14 protein-coding genes are annotated in these 19175 nt (G+C 65.2%); 7 read left to right on the top strand and 7 right to left on the bottom strand.

The window, feature by feature from the left end:
* Nucleotides 1-60 precede the first annotated feature (60 nt).
* The 3 genes from C8C93_RS17855 (at nt 61) to C8C93_RS17845 (ending at nt 5522) form a co-directional block, all read left to right on the top strand.
* On the top strand, nt 61-3333 hold the full coding sequence (locus tag C8C93_RS17855) for a carboxyl transferase domain-containing protein (RefSeq protein WP_121508857.1): 3273 nt from the start codon (nt 61-63) through the stop codon (nt 3331-3333).
* Between the two features lie 230 nt (nt 3334-3563).
* A complete protein-coding gene (locus C8C93_RS17850; protein WP_121507795.1) occupies nt 3564-4694 on the top strand; it encodes an alanine--glyoxylate aminotransferase family protein in 1131 nt (376 codons plus the stop codon).
* Nucleotides 4695-5522: a BglII/BstYI family type II restriction endonuclease gene (locus tag C8C93_RS17845; protein ID WP_121507794.1), complete on the top strand. Its 828-nt coding sequence runs from the start codon at nt 4695-4697 to the stop codon at nt 5520-5522. It abuts the gene before it with no gap.
* Here C8C93_RS17845 and C8C93_RS17840 read toward each other — a convergent pair.
* Nucleotides 5519-6172 carry an MT-A70 family methyltransferase gene (locus tag C8C93_RS17840; protein ID WP_121507793.1) on the bottom strand — a complete coding sequence of 218 codons (654 nt, stop codon included), beginning with the start codon at nt 6170-6172 and terminating at the stop codon, nt 5519-5521. The two genes, C8C93_RS17845 and C8C93_RS17840, sit on opposite strands and share 4 nt — an antisense overlap.
* 142 nt (nt 6173-6314) lie before the next feature.
* Between C8C93_RS17840 and C8C93_RS17835 the strand changes: the two genes are divergently transcribed.
* Entirely contained in the window at nt 6315-7613 is a 1299-nt protein-coding gene (locus C8C93_RS17835) for a DUF445 domain-containing protein (RefSeq protein WP_121508856.1), read from the top strand.
* A gap of 96 nt (nt 7614-7709) precedes the next feature.
* Here the strand turns inward: C8C93_RS17835 and C8C93_RS25060 are convergent, their stop codons facing one another.
* The 5 genes from C8C93_RS25060 to purU form a co-directional block, all read right to left on the bottom strand.
* Nucleotides 7710-8243: a hypothetical protein gene (locus C8C93_RS25060; protein ID WP_147433782.1), complete on the bottom strand. Its 534-nt coding sequence runs from the start codon at nt 8241-8243 to the stop codon at nt 7710-7712.
* A 186-nt stretch (nt 8244-8429) separates the two neighbouring features.
* On the bottom strand, nt 8430-9041 hold the full coding sequence (locus C8C93_RS25055; protein ID WP_147433781.1) for a DUF4124 domain-containing protein: 612 nt from the start codon (nt 9039-9041) through the stop codon (nt 8430-8432).
* A gap of 122 nt (nt 9042-9163) precedes the next feature.
* On the bottom strand, nt 9164-10663 hold the full coding sequence (locus C8C93_RS17825) for an FAD-linked oxidase C-terminal domain-containing protein (RefSeq protein ID WP_121507791.1): 1500 nt from the start codon (nt 10661-10663) through the stop codon (nt 9164-9166).
* 269 nt (nt 10664-10932) lie between these two features.
* Nucleotides 10933-11838 carry a LysR substrate-binding domain-containing protein gene (locus C8C93_RS17820; protein WP_121507790.1) on the bottom strand — a complete coding sequence of 302 codons (906 nt, stop codon included), beginning with the start codon at nt 11836-11838 and terminating at the stop codon, nt 10933-10935.
* A gap of 175 nt (nt 11839-12013) precedes the next feature.
* The gene (gene purU / locus C8C93_RS17815; RefSeq protein ID WP_121507789.1) at nt 12014-12862 is read right to left on the bottom strand and encodes a formyltetrahydrofolate deformylase; all 849 of its coding nucleotides are present in this window, start codon (nt 12860-12862) and stop codon (nt 12014-12016) included.
* Between the two features lie 52 nt (nt 12863-12914).
* On the opposite strand from purU, the gene C8C93_RS17810 reads away from it, so the two are divergent.
* Nucleotides 12915-15227 (top strand): bifunctional diguanylate cyclase/phosphodiesterase, encoded by a 2313-nt coding sequence (locus C8C93_RS17810; protein WP_199727047.1) that lies wholly within the window; start codon nt 12915-12917, stop codon nt 15225-15227.
* A gap of 1 nt (nt 15228) precedes the next feature.
* Here C8C93_RS17810 and C8C93_RS17805 read toward each other — a convergent pair whose 3' ends face one another.
* Entirely contained in the window at nt 15229-16113 is an 885-nt protein-coding gene (locus C8C93_RS17805) for a ChaN family lipoprotein (protein ID WP_121507788.1), read from the bottom strand.
* 73 nt (nt 16114-16186) lie between these two features.
* On the opposite strand from C8C93_RS17805, the gene C8C93_RS17800 reads away from it, so the two are divergent.
* Together C8C93_RS17800 and C8C93_RS17795 are read left to right on the top strand one after the other, a co-directional pair.
* Nucleotides 16187-18172: a type IV pili methyl-accepting chemotaxis transducer N-terminal domain-containing protein gene (locus tag C8C93_RS17800; RefSeq protein WP_121507787.1), complete on the top strand. Its 1986-nt coding sequence runs from the start codon at nt 16187-16189 to the stop codon at nt 18170-18172.
* The gene (locus C8C93_RS17795; RefSeq protein ID WP_233559486.1) at nt 18169-18939 is read left to right on the top strand and encodes a response regulator; all 771 of its coding nucleotides are present in this window, start codon (nt 18169-18171) and stop codon (nt 18937-18939) included. The genes C8C93_RS17800 and C8C93_RS17795 overlap by 4 nt, the downstream gene beginning before the upstream one ends.
* Nucleotides 18940-19175 lie beyond the last annotated feature (236 nt).

Raw genomic sequence — 19175 nt, 5'->3', positions numbered from 1 at the left:
TGATGAATATGCGCTGGCAGCTATACAAAACATAGCGACTGCCCCATGCCATCTTCTGTTCTGTTCATCAAAGTGCTGGTTGCCAATCGGGGCGAAATCGCACTGCGCACCGTGCGCGCCCTGCACGACCTGGGCATTGCCAGCGTGGCCGTGTATGCCGACGATGACGCCACCAGCCCCCATGTCCACGCAGCCAGTGCGGCCGTGGCGCTGGGCGCGACCGGCCCTGCGGCGTACCTGGACGGTGCACGCCTCATCGCCATTGCGAAGGCGCAGGGCTGCGACTCCGTGCACCCCGGTTACGGTTTCTTAAGCGAGCGCGCCGACTTCGCCCGCGCCTGCGTCGAGGCCGGGTTGCGCTTCATCGGCCCCACGCCCGCACAGCTGGCGCTGTTCGGCGACAAGGCGCAGGCCCGTGCGCTGGCGCAGCAGGAGGGTGTGCCGCTGATGCCCGGCACGCAGGCGGCGGTGACGTTGGAGGAGGCGCAGGCCTTCTTTGCGCAGCACGCCACTTCAGGCATCGTGATCAAGGCCATCGGTGGCGGCGGCGGGCGCGGCATGCGCGCGGTGGCGTCGGCCGATGAACTGCCCGCTGCCTACGCGCGCTGCCGCAGCGAGGCGCAGGCCGCCTTTGGTGTGGACGGCGTGTACGTGGAGCGCCTGATGGGCAACGCGCGCCACATCGAGGTGCAGGTGCTGGGCGATGGGCGCGAGGTGATCGCCCTGGGCGAGCGCGAGTGCACGCTGCAGCGGCGCTTTCAGAAGGTGGTGGAGATCGCGCCCAGCCCTTCGTTGCCCGCAGCGCTGCGTGAGCGCATCACCACCGCTGCCTTGTCGATGGCGCGGGCCGTGGCCTACGAGGGCCTGGGCACGTTCGAGTTTCTGGTGGACCTGGCCTCGAACGACCTGCCGTTTGTGTTCATCGAATGCAACCCACGCCTGCAGGTGGAGCACACCATCACCGAAGAGGTCACCGGCGTGGACCTGGTGCAGGCCCAGATCGCGCTGGCGGCGGGCCGCACGCTGCAGGACATCGGCCTCGACCCTGCAGTACCGCCCGCCGTGTTGGGCTTTGCAGTGCAGTGGCGCATCAACGCCGAAACGCTGGACGCGCAGGGCGGCGCCACGCCCGGCAGCGGCACGCTGAAGCGCTTTGACCTGCCCACAGGCCCCGGCGTGCGTGTGGACACCCATGGCGCAGCGGGCGCCGCGCCGTCACCGCACTACGACACGCTGCTGGCCAAGCTCATCGTGCACACACGCAGCCCGCGTTTTGCGGATGCGCTGCGCCGCTCGCAGCGCGCGCTGGCCGAGTGCCGCATCGACGGTGTAGCCACCAACCTCGCGCTGCTGCAGGCCCTGGCCGCACGGCCCGAAATGGAGAGCCAGCAGGTGCACACGCGCTGGCTGGAAACCGTGTTGCCGGCATTGCTGAATGCTTCCGAAAAAATAGCTGCTAGCGCTTATCCATCAAGCGCTAGCGGCCAAAAAGACTCAAATTTCTCAATGTCTGCACCCGAAGGCGCCGTGCTGGCCCCCATGCCCGCCCGCCTGGTGCAACTGAGCGTGGCCGAGGGCGACGTGGTCGCCGCAGGCGCTGAGCTGGCCGTGCTCGAATCCATGAAGATGGAGCACGTGCTGCTGGCCCCACACGCGGGCCGCGTCGGCGCGCTGCTGGCCGTGGCCGGTGGCTACGTCGCGCAGGGGCAGCCGCTGCTGGTGCTGGACGCAGTGGATGATGCGGCCGATGTCGAAGTGCAGGGCAGCGCTGCGCACGACCTCGACCACATCCGCGCCGACCTGCAACGCGTGATCGACCGCCACGCCTTCACGCTCGACGCCGCGCGCCCCGACGCCATGGCCAAGCGCCACGCGCAAGGCGGCCGCTCCGCGCGCGAGAACATTGCCGACCTGTGCGACGACGGCAGCTTCATCGAATATGGTGCCCTCGCCATCGCCGCGCAGGCGCGCCGCCGCAGCAAGGAAGACCTCATTGCCAACACGCCCGCCGATGGCATGGTCACGGGCATTGGCGGCATCAACGGCGCACTGTTTGGCGACGAGAAATCCCGCGCCGTGGTCATGTCCTACGACGCCACCGTGCTCGCAGGCACCCAGGGCGTGCGCAACCACGCCAAGACCGACCGCATGCTCGGCATCGCACTGGCGCAGAAGCTGCCCGTGGTGCTGTTCGCCGAGGGCGGCGGCGGGCGCCCGGGCGACACCGACATGCCCGTGGTGGCGGGCCTGCATGTGCACACCTTCGCCAGCTACGCGGCGCTGTCGGGCCAGGTGCCGGTGATCGGCATCGCCGCAGGGCGCTGCTTTGCGGGCAACGCGGCGCTGCTGGGCTGCAGCGACGTGATCATCGCCACGCGCGCCAGCAACATCGGCATGGGCGGCCCGGCCATGATCGAAGGCGGTGGTCTGGGCGTCTTCAAGCCCGAGCAGATCGGCCCGAGCCGCGTGCAGCATGCCAACGGCGTGATCGACGTGCTGGTCGATGACGAGGCCGGGGCGGTGCAGGCCGCGCGCCACTACCTGTCGTTCTTCCAGGGCCGCTCATCGCAATGGTCTGCACCCGACCAGCGCCTGCTGCGCGCCGTGGTGCCCGAGAACCGCCTGCGCGTGTACGACACCCGCACGGCGATGGCGGGCCTGGTGGACGACGGCAGCCTGCTGCTGCTGCGCACCGGCTTTGGCGCGGGCATCCACGCCGCGCTGGCGCGCATCGAAGGCCGCCCCGTGGGCTTGCTGGCCAACAACCCGCAACACCTGGGTGGCGCCATCGACGCAGATGCGGCCGACAAGGGCGCGCGCTTCATGCAGCTGTGCAACGCGCATGGCCTGCCCATCGTGAGCCTGGTGGACACGCCCGGCTTCATGGTCGGCCCCGAGGTCGAAGCCACGGCCCAGGTGCGCCATGTGAGCCGTCTGTTCGTCACCGCCGCCAGCCTGCGCGTGCCGACCTTCAGCGTGGTGCTGCGCAAAGGCTACGGCCTGGGCGCCATGGGCATGACGGCCGGGGGCTTCCATGCGCCCGTGTTCACCGTCGCCTGGCCTACGGGCGAGTTCGGCGCCATGGGGCTCGAAGGCGCCGTGCGCCTGGGCTTTCGCAAGGAGCTGGAGGCGCTGCCCGAGGGCGCCGAGCGCGACGCGCTGTTTGCCAAGCTGCTGGCCAAGTCCTACGCCAATGGGGAGGCGATGCACATGGCGGCCACGCTGGAAATCGACGCGGTGATCGACCCGGCCGACACGCGGGCCTGGCTGGCGCGGGGGCTGGCGTCGGCACAGGTGGGGCCATTGGTGCACCGGTTCATTGATACCTGGTGAGCCACTGCGTGGGGACGGCAGCCCGTGCTAAGCTGGTTTTTGACATCGCGGCGTGCGATCCTGAATGCCAGAGGGCATCCCGCCACACCCGCCGTTCACGCTGAGCTGGCCGAAGCGCCGCGCAGGGCTTCGACCAGCTCAGCCTGAACGGGCGGGGGGATTCGATTCAACTCGCATCCTTGTGAGCGGCGCGCGCCACTCAACCCTGCTTTGTACGGAGACTTTTCACCATGCCCGGACTGCTGCCCGATATCGACCCTGATGGCCTGCTCGAATTCTCGGTGGTCTACACCGACCGCGCGCTCAACCACATGTCCAAGCGCTTCACCGGTGTGGTGCAGGACATTCTGGGAACGCTCAAAGAGGTCTACCACGCCCACACTGCCGTGCTGGTACCCGGCAGCGGCACCTTCGGCATGGAGGCCGTGGCGCGCCAGTTTGCCAACAAGGAAAAAGTGCTCATCGTGCGCAACGGCTGGTTCAGCTACCGCTGGACGCAGATCTTCGATGCCGACAAGGGCCTGGGCGGCGGCTCGGTCGTCTGCAAGGCGCGCCAGCAGGGCAGCGGCCCGCAGGCACCCTGGGCCCCATGCCCTGCTGAAGACGTCGCCGCCACCATCCGCGCCGAAAAGCCCAAGGTGGTGTTCGCGCCCCATGTGGAGACGGCCAGCGGCATCATCCTGTCCGACGACTACATCCGCACGCTGACGGCGGCTGCGCATGAGGTAGGCGCGCTGTTTGTGCTGGACTGCGTGGCGTCGGGCGCGATGTGGGTGGACATGCAGGCCACGGGCGTGGACGTGCTGATCTCTGCGCCGCAAAAGGGCTGGAGCGGATCGCCCTGCTGCGCCATGGTGATGCTGTCCGAGCGTGCGCGCGAAGCCATCGAGGGCACCACGAGCAGCAGCTTCTCGTGCGACCTCAAGAAGTGGATGCAGATCGCCGAGGGCTATGAAAAGGGCCAGCACGCGTACCACACCACCATGCCCACGGATGCGCTGGTGCGCCTCTCCGAAGTCATGGCCGAGACGCGTGCCTACGGTTTTGAGAACGTGCGGCAAGAGCAAATCGAACTGGGCGCCAAGGTGCGCGCGCTGCTCGAATCGCGTGGTTTTCCCAGTGTGGCGGCCGAGGGCTTCAAGGCGCCCGGCGTGGTGGTGAGCTACACCACCGACCCCGGCATCCAGAACGGCAAGAAGTTCATGGAAGTGGGCCTGCAGACGGCTGCGGGTGTGCCGCTGCAGTGCGATGAGGGGCCGGACTTCAAGACCTTCCGCATCGGCCTGTTTGGCCTGGAAAAGTGGCACAACGTGGACCGCACCGTGGGCCATCTGACAGCAGCATTGAATAAGGTGAAATGAATGGCTCGTTTGGCTACAGTCACTCCCCCTCTTCAATCACTTAGGGATAAAGGGTTCGATGTTCTATTTCTGTCGCATGCGAGGTCAATCTTAGAGGGAGAGTTTCCCGAGGCGTTGATAGAAATAGAGCGCGTCCTGAGTGCAATTGAATTGCCGATCTCGGAGATCATTGGATCGGGCGGTGGCGAGACCCAGTTCACTCAACGTTTGCGGAGGGCTCTTGCAACGCTGAACTGGAAAAAACACATTTTTGAAATCGGCAAGACGATCGATGGCGTGCCACGTGAATCAACCTCTCATGAAGTTGACCACGTAAAGCGTTACGTAGACGCAGGCGTTGTCGCGATGGAAATCGAGTGGAACAACAAGGACCCGTTTTACGACCGAGACCTGGAAAATTTCAAGCGCTTGCACGCGGAGGGCGCGATCAGCGTAGGAATCATCATTACGCGCGGGCAATCTCTGCAGGAAAGCCTGTGGGACGCCGTCCACCGATTCGCTTCCGAGCGCGGTATCGATTCGATAGAAAAACTCTCCGAGAACGGAGTAGTCCCGACTCCCAAGCAGCGGGCGAATATCTTGAAGCGAGTTCTACGCAACAAAGACCCAGTGCCTTTCGCGACTGCATGGGCTGACAACTTCGTCGGCAACAAGTTCGGACAGGCGACCACGCATTGGTCTAAGTTGATGAACCGGGTAGAGCGTGGGGTTGGCAATCCATGTCCGCTGTTACTCATTGGCTTGCCTGCCTCAATCATCGTGTTTGATGGGGCAAAGGTTGAGCCACTTTCAGAAGAGGATGCGGCAGACGGAAGCGAGGCCGCTTAGGCGAGCGCTAACTGGAGGCCAGTTTCTGCTTGAGAGTGATTGGTGTATGTTGGCCAAGTGGGTGTGTAATTTTCATCCGCTTGGTTCCCCCAAATAGCCCATCCCTCCCTCTTGCCACGAGCAAACATCTCAAGATAGGGCCCTGGACTGCACGAGGTAATCAGGGGGTACTGCTCGTCTGGCTTGCGTGAGTGCTCGCGTTTGCGAGTGTTCATGATGTTGACTTGAGTGCGCCCTGCCTGCAGGGTACGAGCATTTTTGCCACGCGTTCCGAACAAAAGTATTTCGGTGACGTTACGAAAGTAGAAGCCGACGCCTCGACCGTCAGGGCCTCCATCCTTTCGGATTTTTTGCCAGATGATGTTCGACTTGTACTGAAACCCCCATGCTTGCATTACCGCTAGGCCATCTGGGAGAAGAGCGTTCGGAACCCAAAGATAGAGATGAGCCGTGTCCGCTGCTGCTTCGGCGACTGGAAGGGCCTTGATATCGTCCAAGGTCAACGTTCCATAGCGGCTGAGCCGTTTGTGTTCTGGCGCTACTTTTCCGGTTCTGTTTTGAAACTGCCAAGGCGGGTCGGCAAGAATCGTCTTGAACTTACGCCCTGCAACAAAGTTCGAGAAATTTTGGGAAGCTGATTCACAGTTCATGGCAGGGGTTTGGTTTTGAGACGTCTAGCGAAATTACTGTATATAGATCCATGTGTCAACACATGGCAACAACGGCGCACGAACATACCACTACCTTGTCACCCTGTCCGACGACATAGGCATTAACAGCATTTCGGTGAGCTTGAACTATTCGACTCCTTCCGACCAGGCATGCGCGCTGCGCCGCGCCAAGTTTCAAGCACTGGGCCTGCTGCTGCTGGTGACGGCCGTGTTCTTCGCCACCAGCGTGGTCGAACGCGGACTGTGGCTCAACGGTGTGAAAGCCATGGCTGAAGCCGCCATGGTGGGCGCGCTGGCCGACTGGTTTGCGGTGGTGGCGCTGTTCCGGCGCCCGCTGGGCCTGCCCATTCCGCACACGGCGGTCATTGCGCGCAACCAAGCGCGCATCGGCCGCAACCTCGCCACCTTTGTGCGCGACAAGTTCCTGGATGTGCCCTCGCTGGTGTCTCTGATCCGCCGGCACGACCCCGCCGAGCGGCTGGCGCAGTGGCTGACTGCCCCCGGCAACGCCGCGCTGCTGGGCCACCAGGCCACGCGCCTGGCATCGGCTGCGCTGGAGACGGTGCAGGACGCGCAGGTGGAGCGCTTCATCCACAAGGCCGCGCGTGCCTTGATCGGGCAGGTGGATATGTCGCGTGCCCTGGCGGCAGTGCTCGACACCCTCACGCACAATGGCCGTCACCAGGCGCTGCTGGACGACGTGCTGGCCAAGCTCATCGAACTGTTGCAGAACGAGCAAACCCGCACCTGGGTCGCGCAGTCCATCGTGGCCTGGCTCAAGAAGGACCACCCGCGCACCGAGAAGTTGCTGCCCAGCGACTGGCTGGGCGACAAGGGCTCGGCCCTGCTGGCCCGCGCGCTCGAGAGCCTGATGGCCGATGTGGCCGCCAACCCGCAGCACGCACTGCGTGCGCAGTTTGATGTGGCGGTGCAGCGCTTTATCGAGCGCCTGCGCAGCGACCCGGAATGGGAGCGCAAGGGCGAGGAGATCCGCACCTGGTTGCAGACCGACGCCACGGTGGCAGGTTATGTGCAGACCTTGTGGCTGGATCTGCGCGGCGCTCTGCAACGCGACCTGGCCGATGCCAACTCGGTGCTGGCGCGGCAGGTGGGCAAGCTGGGGTTATGGCTGGGTGAGTCGCTGGCGGGGGATGCGGCGTTGCGGCAGTCGTTCAATGACCGGCTGGAGCGGTGGGTGGAGGGCCTGGCGCCGGATGTGTCGGCATTCATTGCGCAGCACATCGAGGACACGGTGCGGCGGTGGGATACGGAAGAGATGACGCAGCTGGTCGAGCTGAACATTGGCAAGGACCTGCAGTACATCCGCATCAATGGCACCGTGGTGGGCGGGCTGATCGGGCTTGTGCTGTTTGTGGTGTCGCACGCGGGGGAGATTTGGCGGGCGGTGGTGGGTGGCTGAGGCTGCTGCAGTCTGAGTACCACCCCCAACCGTTCGGGCTGAGCCTGTCGAAGCCTGGGCGTACGCGTGGAGAAGGCCGTCGCCTGCAATGACGAGTTAGAGACCTCCGTTAGCGCCTTCTTGCACACGAACTGGCTTGCCAAGCCTTCGTGCCATGGCTGCGATATGAGACTGCTGAGCATCTACTACATGTTGCTCCACAAGGCGGATCAGCTCTTGTACGTCATAGAGCCGATCAAACGGAAAAGAAAGGTTGTATTCAAGGTGAATAACCAGTTCTTCCGCGCTTTCATTCTTCGACATAACTACCGATTCAAATTCGTTCTCGTCGCTATGCGAAACGTACTTGTGGCGTAGATCAATGATTTTTCTGTGCTTCTCGATAAGCGGTGTATCAGTACCAAAGACTGAAGAGATTTCAAGGCGCTTCCGCCCGGCGCCAGCGCTCACAAAACACTTGGCGTAGGCGTTTATTGCGCCTCGGAAATGTGCAAGAAATTCAAGAATTGCTTCATATGAAGTCCAGAGATGTGGGTGCCCAAGTTCTTCGGCCCGGGCAATGTAGTAGCGAGCTTCGTGAACTTGCTGCAGCAAGTAGACCCAGCGACTGAAGGAGTTCAATTCGTTCATGCTCAACGTACGTCTAATGCGGCACCGTCAGATGCGCGCTTATTGAGTCGGCACCAACCAACTTGAAGCCGTTCACGCTTTTCGAAGCGCCGCGCAAGGCTTCGACAGGCTCAGCCCGAACGGTTGGTTCAAATTCAATGATTCCGAATCAAAAATGAAAAAGATGGTCACCATTCTTTGTTTCAGCTACTCAAAAGAGCGTGTGCGCAGGATTTCTTGCTCTGCTAGATCAAAGGAACATGCCCAGGTTTTGCTACCTGTGTAGCCGCCAAAGCTGTTTTTCGCATTGATGCTCACCGTATATGAGATGCTGGGAAACCAGCCTCTAGCCGTTTCATAGTCGGGCTCTGGACCGGGCGCTCTATGAACGTCGCCCACTCTTGCTGACTCTGGGTCTTTGAGCATTGCCACGATCTTGGCGAGACAGCGTTTCTTGTTCGCCTCAACTACCTCGGAAGATGGCGGTACTGTTGGAGACATGGCATCGATCTGTTTCTGGACTTTGGCTTTTGCTTCTGCGACGCTGTTCGAACCGTTCGAAGTCGATTTCCCTCGGCAAGCTTCGGAGAACGTGTGCTTGTAGTCGGTGCAGTCAATGGGAACAGCTGGCTTTACTTCAATCTTCTTAGCGTCATTGGCGCATGGCGTTTGACTGAAAGTGCTTCCGCACTTGTAAACGGTCTGTCCATGGGCAGGTGCGTAAAAGAGAAAAACCAAGATAAATAAGTGAAAGAATTTCAATGGACCTCCTATGCCTTCAGGCGCTTTGATGTAGTCGGCAATTGACCAATATGCCATCAAGTCTGCTAGTCAAAATTCGCTCGCTCACGCTCTGAAGCTAGTATGACAAGAGGCTGATATGTGCAGCGTGTATCAATTCCTGTCAGCGAGAAGCCGGTACGTTCCAGGGCCGCCACCCTTCAAAACCTCGGCAAATCCGGATGCTTGATCGCCCCTCCGCGCACCAACATCTTCCCGTACTCCGCACACCGGTTCAGCGTCGGAATCACCTTCCCCGGGTTCAGCAACCCCGCCGGGTCAAACGCATGCTTGAGGCCGAACATCTGCGCGTTCTCCTCCGCAGAAAACTGCACGCACATGCTGTTGAGTTTCTCCACACCCACGCCATGTTCACCCGTCACGGTGCCGCCCATGGCCACGCTGGTCTCCAGAATCTCAGCGCCAAAAAGCTCGCAGCGGTGCAGCTGGTCGGCGTCGTTCGCATCGAACAGGATCAGCGGATGCAGGTTGCCGTCGCCCGCGTGGAACACGTTGGCGCAGCGCAGCTGGTATTTCTTTTCCATCTCCTGGATGGCCAGCAGGATGTCGGCCAGGCGCTTGCGCGGGATGGTCGAGTCCATGCACATGTAGTCGGGGCTGATGCGGCCGCTGGCGGGGAAGGCGTTTTTGCGGCCGCTCCAGAAGCGCAGGCGCTCGGCCTCGTCGTTGCTGACCGAGATGGCGGTGGCGCCTGCGGCGCGCAGCACCTCGCTCATGCGGCCGATTTCTTCTTCCACCTCTTCGGGCGTGCCGTCGCTTTCGCACAGCAGGATGGCTTCGGCCGTGAGGTCGTAGCCTGCGTGCACAAAGTCTTCCACGGCGGCGGTCATGGGTTTGTCCATCATCTCCAGTCCTGCGGGGATGATGCCGGCCGCGATGACGGCGGCCACCGCGTCACCCGCTTTGCGCACGTCGTCAAAGCTGGCCATGATGCAGCGCGCCAGCTGCGGCTTGGGGATGAGCTTGACCGTCACTTCGGTGGTCACGGCCAGCATGCCTTCGCTGCCGATCACGGCGGCCAACAGGTCGTAGCCGGGGGCGTCCAGGGCCTCGCTGCCGAATTCGACGGGCTCGCCTTCCACCGTGAAGCCCTTCACCTTGAGCACGTTGTGCACCGTGAGTCCGTATTTGAGGCAGTGCACGCCGCCCGAGTTCTCGGCCACGTTGCCGCCGATGGTGCAGGCGATCTGGCTGCTGGGGTCGGGGGCGTAGTAGAGGTTGTAGGGTGCCGCCGCCTCGCTGATGGCCAGGTTGCGCACGCCACACTGCACCACGGCCGTGCGGCTTTCGGGGTTCAGGTCGAGGATGCGGTTGAACTTGGCCAGCGACATCGTCACGCCCAGGGCGTGTGGCATGGCCCCGCCCGACAAGCCCGTGCCCGCACCGCGCGCCACCACCGGCACCTGCAGCCGGTGGCACACCTGCAGCACGGCCTGCACCTCGTCGTAGGTTTCAGGCAGGCACACCACCAGCGGGCGCTGGCGGTAGGCGGTGAGGCCGTCGCATTCGTAGGGCGTGGTGTCTTCGGTGTGCCAGAGCAGTGCGTGGGCGGGCAGCACGCGGCCCAGGGCCTGGACAACCTCGGCCTGGCGTGCGGCGCGTTCGGACAGGGCTACGGTGGGGTCGGCGGCAGTGTTCATGGCTGTCACTGTAGGGGATGGCTCGGTGCCCGGGCTTGAGCTTTTCTTCAGGGGATTGTGAAAAACACCGGATTGCTCATCAATTGATAGCTGCTGATGTCTGTTGGGCAAGCGCTGGAGGAAAATCTGCCTGAACCTGATGGAGGCGGGCGTGACTCGGGCGAGGGCAGCCGAGCAAGGGCCGCCCCGCAGCAAGGGCTGCGTCCCCCTTCCCGGCGCAGCCGAGAGAAGGGGGAAGGCGCCAAAGGCGATTCAGGGGAATGCCTCGACTACGCCATGGTTTTGCGCAGCCACTCGGCAAACGCCGCGCATTCCCACCGGTCCATGGTGCCGGTGCGCCAGCACAGGTAGTGGGCGTGGGGGCTGGCAGTGTCGGTGTCAAACAGGCGCACCAGCGTGCCGTTCTCCAGCCACGGTGCGCCCAGCTTCAGTCGCACTAGGGCGACGCCCATGCCGGCGGCGGCGCCGTCGCACATCAGGCCGATGTCGTTGAACTGCGAGCCCTCGCTGGGCTCGGCCCAGTCAAGGCCCGTGGCAGCAAACCAGGTGCGCCAGGGCTCCAGGGGACTGCGCAGCAGGGGCACGCCCTCCAGGTCTTCGGGGCGGTCAAAGGGGCCGTGTTCGCGCACGAAGGCGGGCGAGGCCAGGGGCGTGACCACGTCGCGGGCCAGTTCCACATGCTCCACGTCGGCATAGTGGCCGGGGCCAAAGCGCACCATCAGGTCGGCATCCTCGGCCACCACGTCCAGCAGCGGGATGGACACCTGCAGGGCCAGGTCGATCTCGGGGTAGGCCTCGGTGAACTGGCGCAGGCGGGGGATGAGGATGGTGCGCGCAAACGTGGGCGTCACGGCCAGCTTGAGCCGCCGGCGCCCGGGCGCGGCCGCCTGGCCCGGAAAGCGCTGCAGCGCACCCAACCCCTCGCGCACATGGGCCAGGTAGGCGCTGCCCTCGGTGGTCAGCGAAAAATCGGCCCGGCCAAACAGCCGCACGCCCAGGATCTGCTCCAGTTGCTTGACCCGGTGGCTCACGGCGCTGGGCGTCACGCACAGCTCGTCGGCCGTCTGCGTCACGCTGCGCAGGCGGGCCAGCGCCTCAAAGGTCAGCAGGCACTGGATGGGCGGAATGCGCCGGGCTGCGCTGCTGAGGAAGGAAGAAGGTAATGCTGTGGCCACTCAGCCCCCCCCTGAACTGCGAACTGTCTGCGGCGCATGAAACTGGCGTGACCCAAGCCAGGGCCGCCGTGCAAGGGCCGCCCCGCCGCACTGGCGGCGTTCCCCTGCCCGCAGCGCGCAGCGATGCGAGAGCGGGGGGAAGGCGCGAAGCGCCTCAGGGGGGTGTTCCATATCTTTAGCGGAAGACGACGGTCTTGTGGCCGTTGAGCAGCACGCGGTGCTCGCTGTGCCACTTCACGGCGCGGGCCAGCACCTGGCTTTCGGTGTCGCGGCCGCGGGCCGTGAGGTCTTCCACGGTGTCGGTGTGGTCGGCGCGGGCCACGTCCTGCTCGATGATCGGGCCTTCGTCCAGGTCGGCCGTCACATAGTGGGCGGTGGCGCCAATCAGCTTCACGCCCCGGTCATGCGCCTGGTAATAGGGCTTGGCGCCCTTGAAGCTGGGCAGGAAGCTGTGGTGGATGTTGATCGCCCGTCCGGCCAACTTTTGACATAGGTCAAGAGAAAGTATCTGCATGTAACGTGCCAATACCACCAACTCGGCACCTTCGCCCTCGATAATCTCAAGCTGCTTGGCTTCGGCCTGGGCTTTGGTGCTGCCCGTCAGCGGGATATGGTGGAACGGCACGTTGTAGCTGGCCGCCAGCTGGTAGAAGTCGCGGTGGTTGCTGATGATGGCGCGGATGTCGATGGGCAGCAGGCCACTCTTCCAGCGGAACAGCAGGTCGTTGAGGCAGTGGCCCTCCTTGCTGACCATGAGCACGGTTTTCATGGGCGCAGCTGTTGCGTGCAGGCGCCAATGCATGTTGTAGGGTTCTGCAAACGTGGCCAGACGGGCCTTGAGCGTTGCGTGATCGTGCTGGTCGCAGGCAAACTGAACGCGCATGAAGAACAGGCCGGTGGCGTGGTCGTTGTACTGCGCGGCTTCTTCGATGTTGCCGCTGTGCTCCAGCAAAAAGCCCGAAACGGCATGCACCAGCCCCAGGCGGTCGGGGCAGGACAGGGTAAGGATGTAGGCGTTGGTCATAGCGGTGCGATTGTCGCAGCATGGCCTGAGCGCTTGTGGAACAGGGAAATCAATGACCAATCCGGGCGATGCGTCGCGTATTGTCCCCTGGCGGGGAATGCTGCTGTACTTGGTGCTGGGGGTGGCCTGGGTGTTCGTGGGCGACGCGCTGCTGGCCCGGTGGGTGAGCGACCCGGTGCTGCTCACGCGCTTTCAGACCTGGAAGGGCTGGGGCTATGTGCTGCTGACCAGTGGCCTGGCCTGGTGCATGCTGCGCAGCATGCGCCGCGCCGAAAAGGTGCGCGTGGCCATGGCCAGGGAGTTGTCGCAGATCGTGCGCCACGTGCCCGCTGGCATTGCGCGTGTGGCGCCAGACGGGCGGTTCCTGTGGGCCAACACCCGCCTGTGTGATCTGCTCGGCGCGCCGCTGGAGCGGGTCTGCAGCCTGAATGTTCGCGATGTGCTGATGGCGCCCGACCGTGACCGGGTGGCTGCCCAGTTGTCGCGCCTGCTGGCGGGCGAGATCGACCACTATGTGGGTGAACACGAATGCCTTCGTCCGGGCGATGGGCGCAAGGTGGCCGTGCTGTGCACGGTAGCGCTGGTCCCCGAGGCGGATGCCGAGCCCGCCCATATGGTCTGCGTTCTGCAGGACCTGGACGAGATCAAGGCCGCCCGCGCCGCACTCAAGAACAGCGAGGCCCGCCAGCGGCTGGCCGCCACGGTGGTGGACAACACCATGGAGGGCGTGGTGGTGACCGATGCGCAAAGCCGCATCCTGTCGGCCAACGCCGCCGTCACCCGCCTGCTGGGCTATACCGAGGAGGAACTGCTGGGCCAGACGCCGCGCGTCTTCAAGTCGGGGCGGCATGACAAGGCGTTTTACGAGGCCATGTGGGGCACATTGCGCCAGACGGGCCACTGGCAGGGCGAGATCTGGAACCGCCGCAAGAACGGCGAGGTGTTTCCAGAGCACATGTCCCTGTCGGCCGTGCGCGACCCTGCCGGGCAGATCACGCACTACGTGTGCATGTTCACCGACATTTCTGAAGAAAAGGTGCAACAGCAGCGGCTGGAGTTCCTGGCGCACAACGATGCGCTCACGGGGCTTTCCAACCGCGCGTGGTTCGGCCACCAGCTGGAGCAGGCCGTGTTGGAGGCGCGAGCCAGTGGCGAGCACATTGCTGTGCTGCTGCTCAACCTCGACCGTTTCAAGGACGTGAACGACAGCTACGGCCATGCCACCGGTGACGAGGTGCTCAAGCACATCGCGCGGCAGGTGCAGTCGGCCCTGCGGCCGGGCGATGTGATGGGGCGGCTGGCGGGCGACGAGCTGGCCGTGGTGGCGCGCCACCTGCGCCATGCCGACGGCGCCGCTGCCGTGGCGCGGCACCTGATCACGGCCGTGGCCGAGCCCTGGCGTTCGCCCGATGGCTTTGAAGTGGTGGCGGGTGTGAGCGTGGGCATCTGCATGTTCCCCGAGCACGCGAACACCACCGAGCTGCTGCTGCAGGGCGCCCATGCAGCGGTGTATGGCGCCAAGGCACGGGGCCGGGGCGCATGGTGTTTCTTCCATGAAGCGATGACCCAGGCCGCACGCGAGCGGCTGGCGCTGGAGTCGCGCCTGCGCCTGGCGCTGGCGCAGGGCCACCTGCAGATGTACTACCAGCCGCAGGTGGACATTGCCACCGGCCGCATCCAGGGTGCCGAGGCGCTGGTGCGCTGGAACGACCCGGTGGAGGGCCTGATCTCGCCCGCGCGCTTTATCCCCGTGGCAGAAACCTCTGGCGTCATCGGCCCGCTGGGCGAATGGGTGCTGCGCGAGGTTTGCCGCCAGGGCCAGGCCTGGCGCCAGGCAGGCCTGCCCGACCTCACGCTCGCCGTGAACGTGTCGCCGCGCCAGTTCCACCTGACGGACCTGGCCGGTTGCGCGTCGGGCGCGCTGGCCGATTCGGGCTTTCCGCCCGAGCTGCTCGAGCTGGAAATCACCGAAACCGCCCTGGCCGAGCGCACCGAAGAGGCGCGCCAGGTGCTGATGCGTCTGCGCGCGCTGGGCCTGCGCATTGCGGTGGATGACTTTGGCACAGGGTATTCGTCGCTCGCGCAGCTCAAGCGCTTTCCCATCGATGTGCTCAAGATCGACCAGGGCTTCATCCGAGACATTCCGCAAAGCGAGGACGACATGGCCATCAGCGCCGCCATCATCGCCATGGGGCACAGCATGGGGCTGTCGGTGCTGGCCGAAGGGGTGGAGACCGACGGTCAGTTGGCCTTCTTGCGAGAGCGGGGCTGTGATGCGTACCAGGGCTACCTGTGCAGCCGGCCCGTGCCCGCCGATGACTTCGCAGCGCTGCTGCGGGCACAGCCCGTGACTGCGGCACCGTAGGTCAAGGTGCTGGGCGCGCCGGGCGCCACTTCTCGCGCAGTTCTGCACAGGCATCGCGGGGTGGCAGGGCAGGGGTTTCAATCACCGCATCCGCGTCGCCTGGTTTGCTTGCTTCACTTTTGATAGCTGTCTGCGCTTTCCCAGATTGCGCCAGGGCCACTTTTGACACCAAATCGGCTGGCCAGTGGGTGGGCACTCCCAGGCTGCGCAGCACATGGCCGCCCCCGGCCACCAGCAGCACCGTCTGCCCGGGGCGCAGGGCCTGCTGGGCGGTGCGCGCCATGCTCGCGTCGCGGGCGATCTGGATGCGGGCCATGGGGGCAATTTGCGATTCCGGCAGCAGGCCGCAGTGGCCCTCGCGCAGCGCCTGGTGTTGCTGTGCCAGTGCGGGGGCGGGCAGGTGCTGGTCCCAGCGGGCCTCGCCCATCGCGGCGCGCATCTGGGCGCGCGGCAGGTTGCCACCCAGCACCGGCACGCCAGCGGCCACGGCGGCCATCACCACGGGGCCATAGGCTTTCCACGGCCAGGCGGCGTCGTTCCATTGCAGGGCGGCCTGGGCCTGGGCGTCGGTGGCGTCGCGCGGCAGGGCCTGCGTGCTGTGGCCGCTCTCGGCCATCTCCATCACCACGGCCGCCAACTGGCCTTTTGCGGCCAGCCACAACACGGTCTCGCGCTGCAAGCGCTGGTGGTCGGGCGCATCGTGCTGTTCGCCGAGCAACAGCACATCGGTGGGGAGCAGAGCCTGCAGGCGGTCGGGCCACGCAGCGAGTGGGGTGCTGGGGGGCGTGGTGCCCGTGCTGGCACAGCCTGCCAGTGCTCCCGTGGCTATCAGGGCTCCGGCCAGCAGCAGGCGGGCACAGAGGTGGGTGTCGGGTGGTCGTTGCATGGCGCCATGCTACGCGGGTGAGACTTGACCCAGGTCAAGAGTCGGCGCAAGCTCGGTGCCTACACTGCCCTGCATGCGCACCAAGCCCACCCTGTCCACCAAGCTCCTGGCCATGGGCGCGGGTTTTTTGCTGGTGGCGCTGGCCTCCATCAGCCTCACGCTGTGGGTGACCTGGAAGCTCGAAGGCGGCGCCGCCGCTGTCAACGAGGCCGGCCGCCTGCGCATGAACATGCTGCGCATGGTGCTGGTGCTGCAGACCGAGCCCGCCGAGGCGGTGCAAGAGCGTGCCCGCCTGTTCGATGCCAGCCTGGACCTGCTGCGCACGGGCGACCCCTCACGCCCGCTGTTTGTGCCCTGGAGCGACGAGACCCGCTCGCGCTTCGACGCCATACGCACCCAGTGGGCCCAGGCGCGCAGCGGCTGGGTGACCACGTTGCCCCCCGATCGCGCGCAGACCTTGGCGCAAGCCGATGCGTTTGTGCAGCAGGTCGATGGTTTTGTGGATGCCATCGAGATCCAGATTGCGGGCTGGACGGCGGCGCTGCACCTGTTCCAGCTGTTCATGATGGCGCTGGCCATTGTTGCCGCAGTGACCTTCATGGCCGCAAGCTATCTGCTGGTCATCAACCCCGTGGCGCGCCTGCAGCAGGCCCAGGCCCGGCTGCGCCAGGGCGAGCTCGGCACCCGCCTGCCGGTGGACACGGATGACGAGTTCGGCCAGCTGTCGGCGGGCTTCAACCTTATGGCGCACGCCTTGCAGGCATCACACGACGAACTGGAGCACAAGGTGCGCCAGAAGACCGCCAGCATCGCCGTGCAGAACCAGCGCCTCGCCGCTTTGTATGAGGTGAGCGCGCTGGCCTCCACGGCCAGCAGCCTGGAGCTGCTGGCCCAGGGCTTTGTGCAGCAGATCCGACGCGTGGCCGGGGCCGATGCTGCGGCCGTGCGCTGGTCCAACGAGGCCAACGAGCGGTATGTGCTGCTGGCCGGTGACGGCCTGCCGCGCAGCATGGCCGAGGGCGAGCACTGCCTGCACACCGGCAGCTGCCTGTGCGGCCAGCCCCAGGCCCAGGCGCGCACGCGAGTGATTCCCATCATGCCATCGACCACCCTTGCCTTGCCACATTGCCGCGAGGCGGGTTTTGAAACCATGGTGACCATCCCGGTGCAGATGCAGCAGCGCTTGCTGGGTGAGGTGGACCTGTTCTTCCGCTCGCCCATTGAGCTGACCGACGAACTGCGCGATTTGCTAGAAGCCATGACGCGCCACCTGGCCAGCGCCATGGAAGGCCTGCGCGCCACGGCCCTGGAGCGCGAAGCCGCCGTGGCCGAAGAGCGCAGCATGCTGGCGCGCGAGCTGCACGACTCCATCGCCCAGTCGCTGGCCTTCCTCAAGATCCAGACGCAGCTGCTGCGCGACGCCGTGAACCGTGGCGACGAGGCCAAACGCGACCGCAGCATCAGCGAGCTGGATGTCGGCGTGCGCGAGTGTTATTCCGACGTGCGCGAGCTGCTTGTGCACTTTCGCACCCGCACCAACGACGAGGATATTGAATCGGCCCTGCGCGCCACGTTGTCCAAGTTCGAGCACCAGACCGGCATGGCCACCACGCTGGGCATGGTGGGCCATGGCCTGCCGCTGGCGCCCGACCTGCAGATCCAGGTGCTGCACATGGTGCAGGAAGCGCTGTCGAACGTGCGCAAGCATTCGGGCGCCACGCGGGTGGACCTGCTCGTGCACCGGCACCCACGCTGGCGCTTTGAGGTGCAGGACAACGGCAAGGGCTTTGACGTGGCCACCGTGCCGCCCGATTCACTGCATGTGGGCCTGGGCATCATGCGCGAGCGCGCCCACCGCGTGGGTGCCGTGCTGCAGGTTGAATCCACCCCGGGCCAGGGCACGCGCGTGTGCATCGAGCTGCCCACGGTGACCGCTGCCACCACCATGCCTCCCCAGCCTGCACCTCCTTCCGCAGCGGCCATGGCGCCCCAAGGCGCGGCTTCTGGCGAAGAACTCACACCCGCCGCGGCCGCAGGCCGGGTGGCCACCACCGCATGACCATCACCACCGCCATCCCCTTGGCCCCCCCCGCCGGTGTGGGCCACCAACCCTCCGCAGAGCCGCCTGTGACGCTGCTGGTGGTGGACGACCACACGCTCTTCCGCCGGGGGCTGATTGCACTGTTGGGGCAGGACGCGGGCTTGCTGGTGGTGGGCGAGGCGGGCGATGCCGCCGAGGCCCTGCGCCTGGCGCCGCAGCTGTTGCCCCAGGTGATCCTGCTGGACAACCACCTGCCCGGCGTGATGGGCGTGGACGCCATCCGGGGCCTGCGCGAAGTCTCGCCCGCCTCGCGCGTGCTCATGCTCACCGTCAGCGAAGACGGGCAGGACCTGGCCGCCGCACTGCGCAACGGCGCGCAGGGCTACCTGCTCAAGACCATCGACGGCGATCTTTTGGCCCAGGCCATCCGCCGCGCGGCCCGGGGCGAGCCCGTGGTGAGCCCCGAACTCATGGGCAAACTGGTGGCCGCGTTCCAGTCGCAAGGGGTGGCTGAAGCGGCAGCGCTCATCGCCCCAGCCGGGCCCGCCGGGGCGGGTGCGTCCACGCAGCCGCCCGAGGCTGCCAACAACGGCGCCGCGCCCCTGTCCCCGCGTGAGGAAGACGTGCTGCGCGAGATCGCGCGCGGTGCCAGCAACAAGGAAATCGCGCGCACACTCGACATCGCCGAGACCACGGTCAAGATCCATGTGCAGCACATCCTGCGCAAGCTGGGCCTGAGTTCGCGCGTTCAGGCGGCGGTCTACGCATCGGACCGCCAGCGCTAGTGTGCAACGCCACGCTAGGAGTAGCGCGGCAGTGCAACCGCCGTGGTCGGCCAGGGATTTGCCGCTGACCACCCTGCGCGCGAGCCGGTGCACCTGCACGAGCGCGCCCTGCGCGAGGCCCGGCGCATGAAGCCGTCACGCCCGCTACATCGCCAATCGCACATAGCGCGTCGCCCATAGCGCATAGGGCCTGTCGTCATGCAACCCCTGGGGGTGGGGCGCAGCGCGGGGGAACT

Source organism: Acidovorax sp. 93 (genome assembly GCF_003633835.1).
GTDB lineage: Bacteria > Pseudomonadota > Gammaproteobacteria > Burkholderiales > Burkholderiaceae_C > Acidovorax > Acidovorax facilis.
The sequence above is the reverse complement of the archived record's forward strand: the minus strand, read 5'-3'. Positions and strand labels throughout refer to the sequence as shown.